Source organism: Stutzerimonas sp. Brlt_14, assembly GCF_051948915.1.
In the GTDB taxonomy this organism is placed as follows: domain Bacteria; phylum Pseudomonadota; class Gammaproteobacteria; order Pseudomonadales; family Pseudomonadaceae; genus Stutzerimonas; species Stutzerimonas stutzeri.
This window is the reverse complement of sequence record NZ_JAYJLM010000007.1, coordinates 326,289-344,711: the sequence shown is the minus strand read 5'-3', so window position 1 is coordinate 344,711 and position 18,423 is coordinate 326,289. Positions and strand designations below refer to the sequence as shown.

The following is an 18,423-nucleotide window of genomic DNA, read 5'->3' as shown; positions in this document are numbered from 1 at the left end:
GTCAGCGCGGCCAGGCGAGCCGTTCCGCCTGGCCGCAACTTTCGAACAGCGGCCGGCTGAACAGGTAGCCCTGCATCAGATGGATGCCCAGATCATGCAGGGCGCTGCATTCGTCGGCGGTCTCGACGCCTTCGCCGATGACCTGGATGCCCAGTTCCTCGCACATCGCAACGGTGCCGCGGACGATGGCCTGGCGTGGGCGGCTCTGATCGATGCCGCGGATCAGGTCCATGTCCAGCTTGATGATGTCCGGCTGGAAGTCGGCCAGCAGGTTGAGCCCGGCAAAGCCCGCACCGAAGTCGTCGATGGCGGTGAGAAAGCCGATGCGCTGATACTCGCGAAACACCTCGGTGAGCCATTTGCCGTCGCTGATGCGCTCGCCTTCAACGGTCTCGAAAATGATCCGCTCCACCGGGAAATCATGGGCACGGGCCGCCTCCAGCGTCGAGCGGATGCACAGCTCGGGGCGGTAAATGGCGTTGGGCATGAAGTTGATCGACAGCCTGCTCTGCATGCCCAGTCTTGCAGCGGTCTTGATGGCCTTGACCCGGCCGGCCTGATCGAAGCGAAAGCGGTTGTCCTCGTTCACCTGGGCCAGCACCGTGGGCGCCGGCTCGCCTGCTGTGCCACGCACCAGCGCTTCGTGAGCGAAGATCTGCCGGCTGCGCAGGTCGACAATGGGCTGAAAGGCGTAGCTGAAGCCGAAGCCCAGTCGCTCGCCACTGGCGCAGCTGGGGCAGGCGCCGTGCTCGGTGGCACCATGGCACGGGTAGGCATCTGGCGCGGGGTTGTGAGCGGTGTTTCCTGGATTCATGAAGACACTCGGTGGCGGGCTGACGGTCAGGTTAACGGCCGCATCGGCGATCACTGCAGTCCGCCGGTCCGTTCGCCGCCCAGCTCTTCGAGCAGGCTGCGTGCGGCGTAGTCTGCCGCATCGGTGAATGGATTGAGCACCCGCGCGACGCCGGCCGCGTCCAGCGCCTTGCCGTGCTGGTCGTCGCGCACCACGCCGGCGATCTTGCCGGTGAAGCCGGCATGCTTGAGCGCGTGGAGGAAGGCGCGATTGGATTCCCATTGCGGAAAGCTGGTGACCACCCATTCGGCATGCTGCAAGGGCAGCGACTCGAGAAAGCTCGGGTCCTCGCCATCGCCGAAGCGTACCGGCAGCCTGGCACGGCGCAGCGCGCGCACTGCTTCCGGATCGAAGTCCACGCCCAGCACCGGCATGCGCTCGGCGGCCAGCTGTTGCAGCAGGCGCGAGCCATAGCGGCCCAGGCCGAAGATGATGATGCGCGGCTGCCCCTGCGGACGGCCCTGCGCTTCCACCTCCAGCTCACGGTAGGGACGCTTGCGCTCGAACAGCCCCAGCCACGGCGCCAGCCGTTCGTAGAGCGGTTGCGAGAACAGAATCATGTAGGTCGAGAGCATGATGGTCACCAGGCCCACCAGCGTAGTCAGGCCCAGCGCCTGCGGCCCGACATGGCCGAGACTGATGCCCATGGCGACGAAGACGATGGAGAACTCGCTGATCTGCGCCACCGTCAGCCCGGCGAGAAAGCCGGTGCGCTTGCGATAGCCCATGTAGCCCATGATCGCCATGACGATCAGCGGGTTGCCGATCAGCACGAACAGCGCCAGCACGAGGGCTGGCAGCAGCTCGTTGCCGAGGGTGGAGAAGTCCAGCTTGCCGCCCAGGTCGATGAAGAAGAACAGCAGCATGAAATCGCGAATGCCGGTCAGCCGGGCGTTCATTGCTTCGCGGTACGCCGTGGAGGCCAGCGAGAAGCCGGCGACGAAGGCGCCGGCCTCCTTGCTGAAGCCGACATAGTCGCCGAGCGCGGCCAGCCCGGTGCCCCAGGCGATGGCGAAGATCAGCAGCAGCTCCTGCGAGCGCGCCATGCGGCTGACCAGATCCGGCAGCACGTAGCGCATCAGCAGGTAGAGCAGCACCGCCGCACCGCCCAGGCGCAGCAGCAGCGAGCCGGACACCTCCGCCCAGCCGGCATCGCCAGCACCGCGCAAGGCGCTCATGGTCATCATCGCCAGCACCACGGCCAGGTCCTGGACAATCAGGAAGCCCACTGCGATGCGCCCGTGCAGCGAGTCCAGCTCCTGTTTGTCCGAGAGCAGCTTGACGATGATGATGGTGCTGGAGAAGGTCAGCGCCACGGCGATGTAGATCGCCTCCATGGCGCTCTTGCCCATCAGCAGGGTGAGCGCGAAGCCGAAGATGATGGTGAAGGTCAGCTGCCCCAGCCCCGTGGCCAGCGCCACCGGGCCGATATTGCGGATATGCGCGAGATCGAGCTTGAGACCGACCACGAACAGCAGCACGGCGACGCCGATCTCGGCCAGCAGATGGATCTGGTCAGCGGCGTTGACCGGCCCGAACACCGCCGGCCCGAGCAGGATGCCGACCACGATGTAGGAGATCAGCAGCGGCTGGCGCAGGCTCACGGCGATGGCGCCGACCACTGCCGAGATGATCAGCAGCAGGGCGAATTCGGCGAAAGGGCCATGGGCGAGCAGCGCTTCCATGTGGGCTCCGTGGGGGCATCGGGCAGCGGGACCGCCTTATCCTGCGACAGCGCGTCGCTGCATGCCACCATCGCGATGGGAAAAACCGCCGTGCCCTGTTGGGCCGGTGGCGCCGAGCAGGGCGGGCTGCTGCTAGAATCGGCCCTTTTTCACCGCGCCGAATCGGCGCCGCGAGCCTGCCATGACCTTCGCCTCCCTGGGCCTGATCGATCCGCTGCTGCGGACCCTGGAAACCCTCGACTATCGCAAGCCGACGCCGGTGCAGGCCGAGGCCATTCCCGCCGTGCTCAAAGGCCGCGACCTGATGGCAGCGGCGCAGACCGGTACCGGCAAGACCGCCGGTTTCGCCCTGCCATTGCTGCAGCGCCTGACCATGGAAGGCGCCAAGGTGGCGAGCAATTCGGTGCGCGCGCTGGTACTGGTGCCGACCCGTGAACTGGCCGAGCAGGTTCACGAGAGCTTTCGCGTGTACGGGCAGAACCTGCCGCTGCGCACCTACGCGGTGTACGGCGGCGTGAGCATCAATCCGCAGATGATGGCGCTGCGCAAGGGCATCGATGTGCTGGTGGCCACCCCGGGGCGCCTGCTCGACCTCTACCGGCAGAACGCCGTCGGTTTCGCCCAGTTGCAGGCGCTGGTGCTCGACGAGGCGGACCGCATGCTCGACCTCGGTTTCGCTGAAGAACTGGATGCGCTGTTCTCCGCTTTGCCGAAAAAGCGCCAGACCCTGCTGTTTTCCGCGACCTTCTCCGAGCCGATCCGGCAGATGGCCCGCGAGCTGCTGCGCGACCCGTTGTCGGTCGAGGTCAGCCCGCGCAATGCGGCGGCGAAGACGGTCAAGCAGTGGCTGGTGCCGGTGGACAAGAAGCGCAAGAGCGAGCTGTTCCTGCATCTGCTGGCGGAGCGGCGCTGGGGTCAGGTGCTGGTGTTCGTCAAGACGCGCAAGGGCGTCGATCAGCTGGTGGACGAGCTGCAGGCGCAGGGCATCGCCAGCGACGCGATCCACGGCGACAAGCCGCAGGCCTCGCGTCTGCGCGCGCTGGAGCGCTTCAAGGCTGGCGAGGTGCAGGTGCTGGTGGCGACCGACGTGGCGGCGCGCGGACTGGACATTCACGACCTGCCGCAGGTGGTCAACTTCGACCTGCCCACCGTCGCCGAGGATTACGTGCATCGCATCGGTCGTACCGGCCGTGCCGGAGCCAGTGGCGAGGCGATCTCCCTGGTCGCCGCCGACGAGGTGGACCAGCTGGCCGCCATCGAGACCCTGATCAACCAGGTGCTGCCGCGGCATGACGAGCCGGGCTTCGTACCGGATCACCGCGTGCCGGCCACGGCGCTGGGCGGGCAGATCATCAAGAAACCGAAGAAACCCAAGAAGCCCAAGGAAGCTGCCGGCAAGGGCAAGATCCATCTCGGCAACTGGTTCGAGGAGAACGAAAAGCCCAACGCCCGGCCGATTCGCAAGGTGCCGAGCCTGGGCGGCGGCAAACCGGCTAAGAAGCGCTGAGAGTCTTAGAACACTAGCTCTTCGGGTCAGGCCGGAACGTATGATGCGAGGAAACCTGAGCATGGGTAGCAAAACGACGTCGGTGATCCTGCTGGTCGGCGTGCTGTTCAGCGTATCGGCAGAGGCGTCCATGAGGTGTGGCACCCGCCTGGTTGGTCTGGGCGACACAGATGAGCAGGTCGAGGCCAAGTGCGGCCCTGCCGATCGCCAAAGCGTCGAAGCGCCGTCGCTGCGTAGCGATGGTGTCGTACAGCCGGGAGCTGTCAGGGTCGACCGCCGGGTCTACGGTCCGCGAAACGGCGCGGAACATCATCTTCGCTTCATCGATGGCCGTTTGGTTGAAATCCGTATGGTGCGCGAGCCAGAGCCGAGCAAGTTGTAATCCGCTTTCGCCATGCAGCTGTGCCGGTCGTGCAAACGGCAATTCTGTCCACGGTCGCCGTAACGCTCGCGGGCCTACAGGCTCGCCAGCGCCGACACCACCAGCAGCAACGCCATCGCCTGGTTGAAGCGGCGTAGATGCGTCGCCGAGCGCAGCAGCCGGGCCGCACCGGCGCCGAGCAGGGCCCAGGCCGCCAGGCAGGGCAGGGCGATCAGGAAGAACAGCAGCGCGTGGATGGCGTAGCGCCCGGCATCGGCGTTGGCGCCGCTGAACACGCCGACCACCGCCAGCGCCATCATCCATACCTTCGGGTTGATCACCTGCAGCCCGGCGGCGCCCAGGGCGCCGAGTCGACGGCTGGCGGCGTCGTCTTCGATCGCTTCGGTCGGGCTGCGGGCGATCTGCCAGGCCAGGTAGAGCAGCCAGCCGACCCCGAGCCAGGCCATCGCCTGCTGCAATGGCGGATGGCGCAGCAGCCATTCGCCGGCGCCAAGGCCCACCAGCAGCACGATCAGCGCCGCGGCCGCGCAGGCGCCAAAGATGATGGGAAGCGCCGCCAGCAGGCCGAAGCGCGAGCTGTTGCTCAGCACCAGGATGTTGGTCGGGCCCGGGGTGATGGAGGCGACGAAGGCAAACAGCACGAAAGGCAGCCACTGGCTCATCGTGGCGGCCTCGTTTCGTGGGAGCGGTCAGGGCGGGGGCTGGGCGACATGGCGATCGGCTCCGTCGGGTTGCGGATGGCCGAATGATCGCGCCTGCCGGTTCAGCGGTCTGGAAGATTCGAGCAGCGCCTGCGGTAATGCGCCGGGGTCAGGCCGTAGGCGCGGCGAAACCAGCGGCCCATATGACTCTGGTCGGCGAAACCCAGTGTCATCGCCACCCGCGCCGGTGGCTGCCCGCTGGCCAGCAGCTGTCGTGCCCTGGCCAGGCGCAGCTGGACCAGATAGGCATGCGGCGCGATGCCGAACGCGGCCTTGAACGCCCGCGACAGGCGGAAGCGATCGACACCGCTTGCCCAGGCCAGCTCGTCCAGGCCCAGGTCCTGCTCCATGTGCTCGTGCAGATAATCCCGTGCCCGCAGTGCCACCAGCGGCATGCGCGGATCGCTGTCGAGCCGCGGGCGCCAGGCCAGATGTCGCGCCAGCTTGGCCAGCAACGCATCCAGCGCGGCCTGGCGGACGATGCGCAGATCGCGGCTCTGCAGTGCCTGGAAGGCTTCGGCAATCACCGCCAGCAACTCGGGCTCGCTGGCCAGCGTCTTGGCGAATGCCGGCTGGCAATCGCCTGGCGCGTCCTCGAACAGCCCGCGCAGCTCGCGCTCGAGCCAGTGCGGGTCGAGGTAGAGCATCGAGTAGGTGAAGCCGCCCCGGGCCGGGGCGTGGCCATCGTGCAGCTCGCCGGGTTCGAGCAGAAAGACCTGGCCCGGGGTGCTGCTGTGCAGTGCCTTGCGGCAATGAAACTGTTGCACGCCCTGTTCGGTGAAGCCGATCAGGTAGCTGTCGTGGAAGTGCGGATCGTAGGCGTGGCCTTCGAAATGGGCGCGGATCGTCTCGATGCCGGTTTCGGCATCCCTGTTCAGCTCGATCCAGTCATTGTTGCCCATGGCGGTGACTCCGGTGACGCTTCGGCGCGCGTTGCTCGGGTTGAGTATCGTCTGCCGGGCGGGCCATCGTCTGGAACATTCGTGCAGCGGTGCTCGACGGATGGTCGGCCACTCTGCCCGATGATTGATCTGGGTCTAGGCTTGCTGCCGTCTGCCTGGCGCAGACTCGAACGTCCCGAATCAAGGAGCAAGCCCATGACCCAGACCATGAAAGCGGCAGTGGTTCACGCCTTCGGCGAGCCGCTGCGCCTCGAGGAAGTCAAGGTGCCGATGCCCGGCCCCGGTCAGATCCTGGTGAAGATCGCCGCCTCCGGCGTCTGCCACACCGACCTGCACGCTGCCGAGGGCGACTGGCCGGTGAAACCGTCCCTGCCGTTCATTCCCGGCCATGAAGGCGTTGGCCACGTCGCGGCGGTGGGTGCCGGCGTGACCCGGGTGAAGGAGGGCGATCGCGTCGGCGTGCCCTGGCTGTACACCGCCTGCGGCTGCTGCGAGCACTGCCTGACTGGCTGGGAAACCCTCTGCGAAGGCCAGCAGAACACCGGCTACTCGGTCAATGGCGGCTACGCCGAATACGTGCTGGCCGACCCGAACTACGTTGGCATCCTGCCGAAGAACGTCGAGTTCGACGAGATCGCGCCGATTCTCTGCGCCGGTGTCACTGTCTACAAGGGCCTCAAGGTCACCGGTGCACGCCCCGGCCAGTGGGTGGTGATCTCCGGCATCGGCGGCCTCGGTCATGTCGCGGTGCAGTACGCCAAGGCGATGGGGCTGCACGTGGTGGCGGTGGATGTGGATGACGCCAAGCTGGAGCTGGCCAAGCGTCTGGGTGCCAAGCTGACCATCAACGCACGCACGGAGAATCCCGTGGAGGTGGTCCAGCGCGATATCGGCGGCGCCCACGGCGTGCTGGTCACCGCGGTGTCCAACAGCGCCTTCGGCCAGGCCATCGGCATGGCGCGGCGGCATGGCACCGTGGCGCTGGTCGGGCTGCCGCCGGGAGACTTCCCGACGCCGATCTTCGACGTCGTGCTCAAGGCCATCAGCATCACCGGCTCGATCGTCGGCACCCGCGCCGATCTGCAGGAGGCGCTGGATTTCGCCGGCGAGGGCCTGGTCAAGGCGACCATCCACACCGACAGCCTGGACAACATCAACCAGATCTTCGACGACATGCGCGCCGGGCGCATCGAAGGCCGTATCGTGATGAAGATGTAGCAGGCCGTGCGGCCGGCAGCGCACCGTTCAGCGCGGCGCGTTTGCCGGCACGTTGGCACGCAGCCAGCGCAGCATGCCTTCGGCTGCGGCGCGTCCGCTGGCAAAGCAGGCGGTCAGCAGATAGCCACCGGTCGGCGCTTCCCAGTCGAGCATTTCGCCAGCACAGAACACGCCGGGTAGCCGGCGCAGCATCAGATCCTCGTCCAGTTCCTCGAAGGGCACGCCGCCGGCGCTGCTGATCGCCTCGTCCAGCGGACGCGGGCGGACCAGGCGGATGGGCAGCGCCTTGATCGCGGCGGCCAGGGCCTGCGGGGCCTGGAAGGTCGTGGCATCGGTCAGCTCGCGCAACAGCGCCGCCTTGACGCCATCGAGCTTCAGCTGGCGGTGCAGGTGCTTGGCCATGGACTGCGAGCCCCGCGGTCTGGCCAGGGCGCTGGCGATCTGTGTCAGGGTGCGATCCGGCAGCAGGTCGAGCAGTACCGTGGCAGCGCCGTCACGGTTGATCGTGTTGCGGATCGGCGCCGAGAGCGCGTAGACCAGGCTGCCCTCGATGCCCGTGGCGGTGAGCACGAACTCGCCCTTGCGTGGTGCTTCGCCGGGCAACGCCAGGCTGACGGTCTTCAGCGGCGCGCCGGCGAATTTCTCCCGCAGGTGCTCGCTCCAGCCGGCTACCTCGAAGCCACAGTTGGCCGGCTGCAGCGGCGCGATGGCGATCCCGCGGTTCTGCAGCGAGGGCACCCAGGCGCCATCCGAACCCAGTCTGGCCCAACTGCCGCCGCCGAGGGCGAGCAGGGTGGCGTCCGCCTCGACCTGGGTTTCGCCTTGCGGCCCGGCGATACGCAGCGCGCCATGCTCGTCCCAGCCCAGCCAGCGCTGGCGGGTATGCAGCTGCACGCCGCTTTCACGCAGGCGCTTGAGCCAGGCGCGCAGCAGGGGCGCGGCCTTCATGTCGCTAGGAAACACCCTGCCGGAGCTGCCGACGAAGGTGTCGATGCCCAGTCCGTGAATCCATTCGCGCAGTGAATCCGGGGAGAAGGCATCGAGCAGCGGTCGCAGGTCGCCGGCGCGCTCGCCGTAGCGGCTGACGAACGCGGCGTAGTCCTCGGCATGGGTGATGTTCATGCCGCCGACGCCGGCCAGCAGGAACTTGCGCCCCACCGAGGGCATGGCGTCATACAGGTCGACATTCACGCCTGCCTGGCCGAGCACCTCGGCGGCCATCAGGCCGGCCGGACCACCACCGATGATGGCGACGCGAAAAGAGGAGGGCTGGGGCATGGTGGCAACCGGGCAGGCGAGCGGGGCGGGCATTGTAGCTGCTGACGGTTGCTCAGCCGAGCCCGTGGCGCTGCCAGGCCGAGTGGGCGCTGACATGCAAGGTCGCATGACGACGGGCGAGCAGGGCGCGGTCCTTGTCGTAGCCGCCGCCGATCAGCCCTACCACGGGAATGTCTCGACCCAGGCAGTGATCGAGCACCGCGCTGTCGCGCGCGGCGAGCCCGGCGTCGGTCAGCGAGAGCAGGCCCAGGGCGTCGTCGCGGTGGACGTCGACGCCGGCGTCATAGAGCACCAGGTCCGGCTGATAGATCGGCAGCAGGTAGTTCAGCGTGTCGTGCACGACCTGGAGGTAGGCCTCGTCGCCCATGCCCGGCGGCAGCGGGATGTCCCAGTCGCTATGGGCCTTGCGGGTGGGGAAGTTCTTCTCGCAGTGCAGCGAGACGGTCACCGCATCCGGCACGTTCTCCAGGATGCGCGCGGTGCCGTCACCCTGGTGCACGTCGCAGTCGAAGATCAGCACGCGCCCGACAAGTCCGCTTTCCAGCAGGTACAGCGCGATCACCGCCAGGTCGTTGAAGATGCAGAAGCCTGAGGCGTGATCGCGATGCGCATGGTGCGTGCCGCCAGCCAGATGGCAGGCCAGACCGTGCTGCAGCGCCTGCTCCGCCGCCAGCAGCGAGCCGCCTACCGCCCGCACGGTGCGCTGCGCCAGCTCCGGGCTCCAGGGCAGGCCGAGCCGGCGCAGCTCGTCGCGGCCCATCTCGCCGCTGCAGTAGCGCGCGACATAATCGGCGTCATGGGCCAGAGTCAGGATGTCGCGTCTGCAAAGTGACGGGCGCAATAGCGCTGCGTCCGTGGTCATACCGAGAGTGACCAGATGGTCACGCAGCAGACGAAACTTCTCCATGGGAAATCGATGGCCCGGCGGCAGCGGCGGGCTGTAATCGTCGTGATAGACCAGGGGGAGGGACATGAACCACGCGTGTTCGACAGATGTGCGCCGCAGTATGCAGGCTGGCCGTCGACGCGCTCAAGGAGCAAGGATGGTCGATCGAATCGCCCTCGAAACCTCGCGTCTGCGGCTGCGCAGCTGGCATGACGACGACCTCGAGCCATTGGCGCAGCTGTGCGCCGACCCGGAAGTCATGCGCTACGACCCGGCCCTGCTGTCGCGGGATGAGTGCGCCGCGCTGATGGTGCGCAGTCGCCTTCATCTGCTGCGGCACGGCTTCGGCCTGTGGGCGCTGGAACGCAAGGACAGTGGTGCCTTTATCGGCTACTGCGGGCTGGTCTGGGCGCCGTCGTCGGTGCCGGGCTCGGCGGTGGAGCTGCGCTGGGGCGTGGCCTGTGAACAATGGGGCCAGGGCCTGGTGCTCGAGGCGGCACGGGCGGTTCTGCAGCATGCCTTCGTCACCCTGCAATTGCCCGAGGTGGTCGCCTGCATGGCGCAGATCAACGAGCCGGCCAAGCAGCTGGTGGCGGAGCTGGGCATGCGCGCCGATCAGGCTGCGTCCTTTGCCCACCCGGAGCTGGCGGCGGGGCACCCGTTGCACGAGCAGCTGCTCTACCGACTGCAGCGGGGCGATTGGCGACAATAAGCCCTGTTGCTGGAGCGTTGCCGGCGAAATCCGTAACATGGCGCGCCTGTCCGCCCCCCTTATCAAGGATGCCGAAATGACCCAGATACTCGACGCCCTGGTCAATCTGCTGACCCTGGAACGCATCGAGGAAAACCTGTTCCGTGGCGCCAGCCAGGACCTCGGCTTTCCCCAGCTGTTCGGCGGGCAGGTGCTCGGCCAGGTGATCTCCGCAGCCAGCCAGACGGTGACGCCGGAGCGCCATGTGCATTCGCTGCACGGCTATTTCCTGCGTCCCGGTGACTCGCACCAGCCGGTGGTGTACGACGTCGATCGCGTGCGCGATGGAGGCAGCTTCACCACGCGACGGGTCAGCGCGATCCAGAAGGGCCAGACCATCTTCACCGGCATCGCCTCGTTCCAGGCCGAGGAAACGGGCTACGAGCACCAGTTGCCGATGCCGGATGTGATCGGGCCGGACGACCTGCCCAACGAGTGGGAGCTGCTGCACAAGCTTTCGCCGATGGTGCCGGAACGTGTGATGGAGAAGCTGCGCCGGCCCAAGCCCATCGAGATTCGCCCGGTCACCCTGGTCGATCCGGCCAACCCGCAGCCGATCGAACCGGTCCGCCACCTGTGGTTCCGCGCCGACGGCTCGCTGCCCGACAGCCCGGCGCTGCACAAGTACCTGCTTGCCTACGCCTCGGATTTCAGCTTTATCGGCACCGCGTTGCAGCCCCACGGCGTCAGCTCGTGGAGCAAGTTCATCCAGCTGGCCAGCCTCGATCACGCCATCTGGTTCCACCGCGAAGTGAAGATGGACGACTGGCTGCTGTACTCCATCGACAGCCCCTGGGCCGGCAATGCCCGCGGCTTCGCCCGTGGCAGCATCTTCAACCGCCAGGGCGAGCTGGTTGCCTCGGTGGCCCAGGAAGGCCTGATCCGCGTGCGCGAGGACTGGATGTGAATATCGCCGAGGTGCGGCACTGGGTGTTCGACATGGACGGCACCCTGACCATCGCCGTGCACGATTTCGCCGCGATCCGCCGCGCCCTGGAGATTCCCGAGGAGGACGACATCCTCCATCACCTGGCTGCGCTGCCGGCCGACGAAGCGGCGGCCAAGCGCGCCTGGCTGCTGGAGCACGAACGCGAACTCGCCTACGCCGCACGCCCGGCCGTAGGCGCCCGCGAGCTGCTGCATGCGCTGCGCGAGCGCGGCTGCCGCCTCGGCGTGCTGACCCGCAATGCCCACGAACTGGCGCTGGTGACCCTGCAGGCGGTGGGCATGGGCGACTGTTTTCTGTCCGAGGACATCCTCGGTCGCGACGAGGCACCGCCCAAGCCGCATCCGGGCGGGCTGCTGCATTTGGCGGAGCGCTGGGGCGTGGCGCCGGCGTCGATGCTGATGGTGGGGGACTACCGCTTCGACCTGGAATGCGCCAGGGCCGCTGGCGCGCGCGGGGTGCTGGTCAACGTGCCGCACAATGAATGGCCGGAGCTGGCCGACCTGTACGTGCCTGATTGTCGTGCGCTGCACGGCATGCTGGGCTGAGAGCGGACATCGGCGCCTGGAGGTGGGCTCAAGCCCACCAGTCATTGCAACGGCCCTCGCAGGCGTGCCCGCCCCTCAGGGTGGGGGCACGCCCGGAAGCACCTACAGCCGCGCCGCCTTGAAGGTGTCGCAGCGCGCCGGATCACCGTGTTCGAAGCCATCTCGGAACCAGCGCACCCGCTGCGCCGAGGTGCCGTGGGTGAAGGCATCCGGGACCACGCGGCCCTGGCTGCGCTTCTGCAGGTTGTCGTCGCCGATGGCATTGGCGGCGTTCAGCGCTTCTTCCAGGTCGCCTTCCTCCAGCCAGTCGTGGCGTTGCTGGGCGTGATAGGCCCAGACGCCGGCATAGCAGTCGGCCTGAAGTTCCTGGCGCACCAGCAGACCGTTGTCACCTTCCATCCGCGCGCCACGCTGGCGGGCCGCCTGCATCTGCTGCGAAACGCCGAGCAGCGTCTGCACGTGATGACCGACCTCATGGGCGATTACGTAGGCCTGGGCAAAGTCACCGGCGGCGGAAAAGCGCCGGGCCATCTCGTCGAAGAACTGCAGGTCGAGGTAGACCTGCTGATCGCCGGGGCAATAGAACGGGCCGACTGCCGAACTGGCGAAGCCGCAGGCCGAGTTCACGCCGCCGCGAAACAGCACCAGGGTCGGGTCGCGGTACTGCACGCCGTTCTGCTGGAACAGGGCGCGCCAGGTGTCTTCGGTGTCGCCAAGCACGGCGCGGACGAATTCCACCTGCGGATCGTCGCCAGCCGGGCGCTGGCTTTGTTGAGAGACTGCGGGCCCGCCCTGGTTGGCCAGCTGGCCGAGAATCTGCAGCGGATCCTGGCCCGAGAGCAGACCGATCACCACCACGATGGCGATGCCGCCCAGACCGAGGCCGCCGCCCAGCCGCATGCCGCTGCGGCCTCTGGCGTCCACTACGTTGTCGCTGCGTCGGGCTCGATTCCAGCGCATGAGTTGCCCCTCGGGTGGATGGATGGGAGCGCCGGCCGCAGCGAAGCGGCCAGCGCTTTCCTCTCAGACCCGTGCACCGGGCAAAACGCTGCAGCGGATGTTGGCTGTCGGGTACCGATCAGTTGCCGGGGTACTCGGAAATCACGCTCTCCTTGCCCTGCTTGCTGACGCCGATCACCTGGAAGGCGTCCTTGCGCTCACCCATTTCCATGCCGGGTGAGCCGACCGGCATGCCCGGCACCGCGGCGCCGATCAGGTCAGGCTGTGCGCGCAGCTTGAGAATGTCCGCCGCCGGCACGTGGCCTTCGACGAACTTGCCGTCGATCACACCGGTGTGGCAGGAGCCGAGGCGGTGCGGTACTCCATGCTCCATCTTCACCGAGGTCATGTCGTTGACCACGTGATCGGCCACGGCGAAGCCGTTGTCTTCCAGATGCTCGATCCATGCCTTGCAGCAGCCACAGTTGGGGTCACGGTAGACGTCGATGGCGATGGGGTCGGCCGCCTGGGCGAAACCGGCGAACAGGAGGGGGGCGAGCAGAAGACGGCGCATGGGAATCTCCAACGAGCGAGAGGCCCAGAATACGCTGGGGCGACGCCATTCCCAAGCCGCACCCCGCGCGCAATTGTCACGCCGTAAGACGCTTTCGGACGGTCGGTCGACATCGCGGTCGCGAAACAAAACGGGCGCAGCACAGTCCCATGCCAACCGGGATAGCGAGTCGCACATCAGGAGAGTTTTCGATGCGTTTTGCCCGTTTCGTTCTGCTCGCGCAGGCACTGGTGATGGCCAGTCTCAGCCTGGCCTACTGGTTTCGCCCCTACGAGATGGCCAATCTGAACGGCATGCTGTTGATGGAAGGCGCGTCCGTCAGCCATATGCGGGTCTACTACGGCGGCCTGCAGCTGGGCCTGGCGCTGTTCCTGATCTGGGCTGCGCGGGCGCCGGAGCGGGCGCGGCCGGCCCTGATGATGCTGATGATCACCATGACGGCACTGGTGCTCGGGCGACTGGTGTCGCTCTGGCTGGATGGCGGCGAGCTGGTCGGCTTCGATCTGGCCTCGCTGGTCTACCGGATCTTCGCTGCCGCCCTGGCGGCGGTCGCCTGGTACGTCATTCGTGAGCGTCCGGAGCCGGAGCCCGAGCGCATCGAGCCGGCTGCGCGCAGGCGCGTCAGCGAGCCGCCGAAACCCTTCCAGCTCGGCGAAGTGCCGCCGACGCTCGAGCCGGCCCCGGCCGAGCCGGCTGCGCAGCCGTTTCGTCGTGGCGATCCATCCGAGTGAGTCTCAGGCAGCCGCCTCGAGATAGGCGGAGAGGCTGTGCTGGTCGAGAATCTCGATGCGTCGCCGCTGCACGGCGATCAGCCCGGCATCGGTCAGCCGGTGCAGGATGCGTGACAGCGTCTCCGGCTGGATGCCCAGTTGCGAGGCGATCAGGCGCTTGGGCAGGTCCAGGTCGATGACGTCGCTGCGCGCCGTCTGCCGCTCCTGAAACAGGTAGCGCACGACGCGCTGGCAGACGTTGGACGAGGTCAGGTTGTCGATCTGGTGCAGGCGCTGGTTGAGCCGCGCGCTCAGGCTGCTGAGCAGCTGCATGCACAGCTGCGGCTGGGTCTCCAGCAGACGCAGGTAGTGGCTGTTCTGCACGTTGAGTACCAGGCTCTCCTTGAGCGTGGTAGCGCTCAGCGGATGTTCGGCGAGCTTGTTGAAGAGCATCCCCTCGGCGAAGGCCTCGCCCGGACGGATCACCTCGATGACCTTCTCCTGGCCATCGCAGGTGACGCGGTGCAGCTTGACCTGGCCGTTGATCAGCACATGGAAATGCTCGGCCGCATCCCCCTGATGGAACAACGTGCAACCGGCCGGCAGATGCCTGGCCGTGGTGTGCGTGGCGATGTTCTGCAGGGCCGTTTCCGACAGCCCGCGGAACAGATGATGACGGCGCAACGTATTGAGCACTGCGGAGCCTGTCAGCATGGCCATCCCCCTCCTTTTGATGGGGGCATGCTAGGTTGCACGGTGCCGCTATCCCATTTCCCCTAAGCCATACCTCTTTATGGGCAAAGGAGGTAGTCGCGCTCAGCGGCTGCTGCCGGCGAGGCGCTCGTAGTCCAGGGTCAGCTGCTCGATCTTGCGCAGCAGCGAATCGCTGGTGGTGACGATCACCGTAGGGACGAAGCGGGAGTCGTCCGCGAGGCTGAAGCCGGCCCGGGCGAAGCGCCACTGTGCGGCGATCTGTTCGAGCTGGCGGTTGATTGCCTCGGTGTTCTGCGGCGCCTTGTTCAGCTCCTCCAGGCCTCGCTCGAACTCCGCGACCGCGGCATCGAAGTCCTCCCGCAGACGTTGCTCCGGCAGTTTCCAGCTCATGGCCAGGTAGAGCATGGCGATGCGTTGACTGAGCATGCGCTGGCGTCCGCTGCGGTTGACCAGGCGCGCCGCGTGGTTGCCGCTGTGGCGCTCGATTTCCTGAACCAGAGCCTCGCTCTGAGCGAGGAAGCGCTCGGCCAGGCGCAGCAGCTCGGCCGACTGCTCGCGGTCCGGACGGCTCAACGCCAGCTGGCGGTACTGGTGCCAGGTCTGGGTAGTCTCGTCGAGGGCCTTGCGGATGCCGTCGCTGGGCGCATAGTCGCCCAGCAGCTGGGCGTTTTCCTCGAGGCTGGCGATGCTGCTGTCGAGCTGGCTGGCGGCGAGGTCGACGCGGGTATCGGTGCCGATCATCAGGTAATTCTTGGCAATGCGCTGGCTGAGCATGCGCTGCATGCCGGCGCGGTTGACCGCTTCGGCGTCGCTGATGGCAGCCTGGCAGGAAAGGCTGCCGGCGAGCAGGCCGAGCAGCAGGGAGGTGGGTAGCAGGATCTTGAACATGGGCGCTCCTTACGTCCGGGCGGGCGCGATGCTGACCAGCCGGTCAGTTCGACGAGGACGAGACGATAGAGCGCTTCACGTGGATGACATTGATGATCGTCAAGGGGGCGGCCACGGCATCGCGCCTTGCGCGCTCACGCACAGAATGCGAGCGATTGGCGGTGGCTCAACCTTTCGCCTCGTTCTCCAGCACCCAGACCGCGGCCTCGACCCGTGAGCGCAGGCCCAGCTTGTGCAGCAGGTTCTTCACATGGACCTTCACCGTGCCCTCGGTGATGCCGAGCTTGCGGGCGATCATCTTGTTGCTCTGGCCCTTGGCGATCTGCCGCAGCACTTCCTTCTCGCGCTTGGTCAGGCTGGAGAACTGCACCTGCCCGGTGGGCTTGGGGCGCACCCGGATGGCTTCGGCGAGCACCTGGGTCAGCTCCGGGCTCAGGGCCATGCGTCCGGTGGCGGCGATGCGGATCTGCTCGATCAGCTCCTCGGCGTCCATGTCCTTGAGCAGGTAGCCGTCGGCGCCGTTGCGCAGCGCTTCGAGCACGTGGCTCTGTTCGTCGGAGACGGTGAACATGATGATGCGCGCGTCGATATCGGCATCGCGCATGCGTCGGGTGGTCTCAAGGCCGTCGATGCCCGGCATGTTGAGGTCCATCAGAATCAGGTCGGGCTCGATCTGCTGCGCCAGGCGGATGGCGTCCTCACCGTTGCCGGCCTCGCCGACCATCTCCAGGTCGTCTTCCAGCTCCAGCAGGTCACGCAGACCCCGACGCATCATGGGATGGTCGTCGACCAGCAGGATTCGTGTGGTTGTCCCTTCGTTCATGCGTGACAGGCTCCTGTATCAGGGGAATGTGGCGATAGGCGGGCGGGAAGCGCAGGTGTACCCGGGTGCCGCCGCCGGGGCGCAGCCCGATGCTGATGCTGCCATTCAGGCTGTTGGCGCGCTCGCGCAGGATGATCAGGCCATAGTGGCCGGTGCGCTGCTCCTCGGGCCTGATGCCGATGCCGTCGTCTTCGATCTAGACGTTGATGGTGCCGATGCCGTCCTGGGTCAGGCGCAGCCAGCAATGCTCGGCCTCGGCGTGCTTGACCACGTTGCTCAGCGCCTCGCGGATGATCTGCAGGCAGTGCACTTCCTCGTTGGGCGTCAGTGGGCAGTGGTCCAGCTGGAAGTCGCTCTCGATGTGCAGCCCGGAGTTGGCGCCGAACTCCTCGATGGTGGCCTGCAGTGCAGGCTTGAGCCCCGGTTCGTTGACCTTGATGCGGAAGGTGGTGAGCAGCTCGCGCAGCTGGCGGTAGGCAGAATTCAGTCCGCGGTCGATCTGCTGCACGCTGTCATCCAGCTGCGCCTGACCGCTTTCCTTCTGCATCAGCCGCTTCAGACGCGCCAGTTGCAGCTTCTGCGCGGACAGCGCCTGGGCCAGCGAATCGTGCAGCTCGCGGGCGATCACCGCGCGTTCTTCCATCAGCGCCAGTCGGGCCTGTTTCTGCCCCAGCTGCGCCAGGCTCAGGGAAGCGGCGAACAGATCGGCCAATGTCGTCAGCAGCAGGGTCTGCCAGGACTCCAGCGGCTCGCCGGCAGGATGGGCGACGCGCAGCGAGCCGAGATCGTCCTGTCCGGAGCGCAGCTCGAAGGTGACCAGTTCCTCTCCGCTGGGCAGTCGCCCGCTCTGGTTGACCGGGCACACCTCGCACTGGGGCAGCTTGCAGTAATCCGGCGGCTGCAGGTCGCTGGAGGTCATCGCCGTGTGGCTGCCGGCCTCCGCGGAGCGGTTCAGGCACAGCGAGATCGGCCCGGTATCGAGGACTTCCTGCACCTTGGTGAGCAGCGAACCCATCATCAGCGAGGGGTCGTCCGGCTGGCTGTAGAGCATCCGGGCACTGTTGAACAGCAGCTGCAAGGTGGCGTTGCTGCGGGTCAGCGCGGCGGTCTTGTCGTCGACCTTCTGCTCCATCTCGGCATAGAGGCCGGCGAGTTCCTGGCTCATCTGGTTGAGCGTGCGCGCCAGCAGGCTCAGTTCGGTGTCGCCGGGGATTTCCACGCGGCCGCTGAAATCCCCCTTGCCGATGTCGCGGGCCATCTTGGTCAGGCTGCGCAGCGGGGTGGCCAGGTTGTTGTGCAGCCCGTAGATCAGCACGAAGGCGATCAGCACGATGATGAACAGGGTGCCGGCCTGCAGCGCACGGATCACCCCGAGCTTGCCTTCCGAGGCTTCCTGCAGGGTGCGCACGAACACGTCCAGCTCACTGACGAATTCCGGGGCCTCGCGACGGTAATCGTCCAGCCGCGGCGGCTGGGCATCGAGCAGCGGGCGCATGCGCTCCTGCCAGTGCTGCAGCACGCCGCCATGCAGGCCCGGCAGAGGCGTGTCGCCATGGCGGTGCAGGGCAGAGCGCAGCGACGCCGAGCGCAGCGTGCGCTCCAGAATGTCGATGCGCTCCTCGAGCAGCGCCTGCGGACCATGCTCGGCGGTGAAGGCCAGGCGGTAGGCCTGCATGCGCAGGCTGCCGGCCTGGTTGATGGCTTCGGCATCACCTTCCAGGGCGTCGGCCAGGTACAGGCTGGCCAGCATGCTGACCAGGGAAAAACCGATGATCACCACGAACGCCACCAGCGTGTTGAACACGATCGAGTGGCGCGTGGAGAGCTGGTCTCGTTCGGATTGGGGCATGGTCGGCTCGTCGGGCGGCGATGACGCATTCTGCGCCTTGTGGCATTCGCTTGCCATGGTGAGGGGTGTACTCCCAATGCTTTCGGGGTTATGCCTGGTGCCACAACCGGTTGTTTGATGGATTCTTAACTTATTGATAAGTAATGATTTTTATCGTGAAAATCGGAATATCCCGAAAGAGGTAGAAAGGTACCCCAAAGCAAATTGCCGGCTGTCGTGTATTGACCTGAGTCAAATTCGGGACGGTCCCCTCCGCTTAGCGTGCGAGC

The 18,423-nt window shown here is 66.7% G+C and carries 18 protein-coding genes and 1 pseudogene; 7 read left to right on the top strand and 12 right to left on the bottom strand.

Translation table 11 applies throughout. The features are described 5' to 3' along the window. Position 1: 1 nt before the first annotated feature. Positions 2-814 carry a S6 modification regulatory phosphodiesterase RimA gene (gene rimA / locus VF716_RS18750; protein WP_014595832.1) on the bottom strand — a complete coding sequence of 271 codons (813 nt, stop codon included), beginning with the start codon at positions 812-814 and terminating at the stop codon, positions 2-4. A 50-nt stretch (positions 815-864) separates the two neighbouring features. Beyond that, positions 865-2,538, bottom strand: a complete 1,674-nt coding sequence (locus VF716_RS18745) for a cation:proton antiporter (RefSeq protein WP_011912067.1) — start codon at positions 2,536-2,538, stop codon at positions 865-867. A gap of 181 nt (positions 2,539-2,719) precedes the next feature. Between VF716_RS18745 and VF716_RS18740 the strand changes: the two genes are divergently transcribed. Both VF716_RS18740 and VF716_RS18735 read left to right on the top strand, forming a co-directional pair. Then, positions 2,720-4,045, top strand: a complete 1,326-nt coding sequence (locus tag VF716_RS18740) for a DEAD/DEAH box helicase (RefSeq protein WP_045159164.1) — start codon at positions 2,720-2,722, stop codon at positions 4,043-4,045. Positions 4,046-4,106: 61 nt separating this feature from the next. Beyond that, positions 4,107-4,427, top strand: a complete 321-nt coding sequence (locus VF716_RS18735) for a DUF2845 domain-containing protein (RefSeq protein ID WP_045633517.1) — start codon at positions 4,107-4,109, stop codon at positions 4,425-4,427. A 74-nt stretch (positions 4,428-4,501) separates the two neighbouring features. Here the strand turns inward: VF716_RS18735 and VF716_RS18730 are convergent, their stop codons facing one another. Together VF716_RS18730 and VF716_RS18725 are read right to left on the bottom strand one after the other, a co-directional pair. Further along, positions 4,502-5,089: a LysE family translocator gene (locus tag VF716_RS18730; RefSeq protein WP_049341613.1), complete on the bottom strand. Its 588-nt coding sequence runs from the start codon at positions 5,087-5,089 to the stop codon at positions 4,502-4,504. Between the two features lie 101 nt (positions 5,090-5,190). After that, positions 5,191-6,030 (bottom strand): AraC family transcriptional regulator, encoded by an 840-nt coding sequence (locus VF716_RS18725; protein WP_279640494.1) that lies wholly within the window; start codon positions 6,028-6,030, stop codon positions 5,191-5,193. Between the two features lie 195 nt (positions 6,031-6,225). On the opposite strand from VF716_RS18725, the gene adhP reads away from it, so the two are divergent. After that, the gene (gene adhP, locus VF716_RS18720; protein WP_013981783.1) at positions 6,226-7,248 is read left to right on the top strand and encodes an alcohol dehydrogenase AdhP; all 1,023 of its coding nucleotides are present in this window, start codon (positions 6,226-6,228) and stop codon (positions 7,246-7,248) included. 27 nt (positions 7,249-7,275) lie between these two features. Here adhP and VF716_RS18715 read toward each other — a convergent pair whose 3' ends face one another. Next, entirely contained in the window at positions 7,276-8,559 is a 1,284-nt protein-coding gene (locus tag VF716_RS18715; protein WP_011912071.1) for a TIGR03862 family flavoprotein, read from the bottom strand. A 19-nt stretch (positions 8,560-8,578) separates the two neighbouring features. Next, positions 8,579-9,499: a histone deacetylase family protein gene (locus VF716_RS18710; protein ID WP_011912072.1), complete on the bottom strand. Its 921-nt coding sequence runs from the start codon at positions 9,497-9,499 to the stop codon at positions 8,579-8,581. Positions 9,500-9,569: 70 nt separating this feature from the next. Between VF716_RS18710 and VF716_RS18705 the strand changes: the two genes are divergently transcribed. From VF716_RS18705 to VF716_RS18695, 3 genes are all read left to right on the top strand, one after another. Next, a complete protein-coding gene (locus tag VF716_RS18705) occupies positions 9,570-10,124 on the top strand; it encodes a GNAT family N-acetyltransferase (protein ID WP_011912073.1) in 555 nt (184 codons plus the stop codon). Between the two features lie 76 nt (positions 10,125-10,200). Continuing rightward, positions 10,201-11,070 (top strand): acyl-CoA thioesterase II, encoded by an 870-nt coding sequence (tesB, locus tag VF716_RS18700; RefSeq protein ID WP_013981787.1) that lies wholly within the window; start codon positions 10,201-10,203, stop codon positions 11,068-11,070. After that, positions 11,067-11,657 carry an HAD family hydrolase gene (locus tag VF716_RS18695; protein WP_041755371.1) on the top strand — a complete coding sequence of 197 codons (591 nt, stop codon included), beginning with the start codon at positions 11,067-11,069 and terminating at the stop codon, positions 11,655-11,657. The genes tesB and VF716_RS18695 overlap by 4 nt, the downstream gene beginning before the upstream one ends. Positions 11,658-11,759: 102 nt before the next feature. Here the strand turns inward: VF716_RS18695 and ypfJ are convergent, their stop codons facing one another. Together ypfJ and VF716_RS18685 are read right to left on the bottom strand one after the other, a co-directional pair. Beyond that, positions 11,760-12,617, bottom strand: a complete 858-nt coding sequence (gene ypfJ, locus VF716_RS18690; RefSeq protein ID WP_011912076.1) for a KPN_02809 family neutral zinc metallopeptidase — start codon at positions 12,615-12,617, stop codon at positions 11,760-11,762. A 118-nt stretch (positions 12,618-12,735) separates the two neighbouring features. Continuing rightward, positions 12,736-13,170, bottom strand: coding sequence for a DUF411 domain-containing protein (locus VF716_RS18685; protein WP_013981790.1), 435 nt, complete (start codon positions 13,168-13,170; stop codon positions 12,736-12,738). Between the two features lie 191 nt (positions 13,171-13,361). On the opposite strand from VF716_RS18685, the gene VF716_RS18680 reads away from it, so the two are divergent. Next, complete coding sequence (locus tag VF716_RS18680) at positions 13,362-13,901, top strand: DUF4345 domain-containing protein (RefSeq protein ID WP_011912078.1); 540 nt, start codon at positions 13,362-13,364, stop codon at positions 13,899-13,901. 3 nt (positions 13,902-13,904) lie between these two features. Here VF716_RS18680 and VF716_RS18675 read toward each other — a convergent pair whose 3' ends face one another. From VF716_RS18675 to VF716_RS18660, 4 genes and pseudogenes are all read right to left on the bottom strand, one after another. Then, on the bottom strand, positions 13,905-14,600 hold the full coding sequence (locus VF716_RS18675; RefSeq protein ID WP_080505040.1) for a Crp/Fnr family transcriptional regulator: 696 nt from the start codon (positions 14,598-14,600) through the stop codon (positions 13,905-13,907). A 96-nt stretch (positions 14,601-14,696) separates the two neighbouring features. After that, positions 14,697-15,482, bottom strand: coding sequence for a type IV pili methyl-accepting chemotaxis transducer N-terminal domain-containing protein (locus VF716_RS18670; RefSeq protein ID WP_011912080.1), 786 nt, complete (start codon positions 15,480-15,482; stop codon positions 14,697-14,699). Positions 15,483-15,648: 166 nt separating this feature from the next. Then, a complete protein-coding gene (gene narL, locus VF716_RS18665; protein WP_011912081.1) occupies positions 15,649-16,257 on the bottom strand; it encodes a two-component system response regulator NarL in 609 nt (202 codons plus the stop codon). Next, positions 16,235-18,211, bottom strand: a pseudogene (locus VF716_RS18660) (ATP-binding protein). The gene narL and the pseudogene VF716_RS18660 overlap by 23 nt, the downstream one beginning before the upstream one ends. Between the last annotated feature and the right edge of the window lie 212 nt (positions 18,212-18,423).